At 29.5% G+C, this 501-nt stretch carries 1 protein-coding gene; it reads right to left on the reverse strand.

Annotation, left to right across the window (positions count from 1 at the left end; all coding sequences use genetic code 11):
* Positions 1-501 (reverse strand): ABC transporter transmembrane domain-containing protein (locus tag HMPREF3002_RS00085; protein ID WP_141754463.1); only part of this gene is annotated, 501 nt, incomplete at both ends.

Below are 501 nucleotides of genomic sequence, written 5' to 3' on the forward strand. Positions count from 1 at the left end.
CAAAAACACCGTTTAATAATTGAATACTTGCTACGAGTAATCCAATAGTGAGTAAGTTATTTCTTACAAAAAAGATACCAGCGACCATACAGGATAGTTGAGAGCAAAAACTTAGTAAAATTCCAGTAGTTGAAGCTAAGTCTTTTAAGAATTGATATGTTTTTCTGGACTCTTCAAATTCTAAACTGATTTCCTGAATTTTTTCTTGGGTCCAGCTTTGAATATTTAATAACTTAATTTGTTCAAAACCATCAATAAAGTTTGTCATTTTTGATAAATAGTGATTATTTTGTAGAGAATAATTATTTGTTGATTTAGTCATTAACTTTCCAGGAATTTGTGATAGAAAAATCGTTAGACTCGACAATAAAAGAAAGACTAATGCTAATCGCCATTCTATATAAATAATAGCAGCCACACTTATGATAAGGCTCCCTAAATTTGCGATTAGAGAGATTCTAGGAATCAATAAATTTTCTTGAATAAGGTCACTGTTTTTGG

It is taken from the genome of Streptococcus sp. HMSC065E03 (assembly GCF_001815045.1).
GTDB lineage: Bacteria > Bacillota > Bacilli > Lactobacillales > Streptococcaceae > Streptococcus > Streptococcus parasanguinis_AD.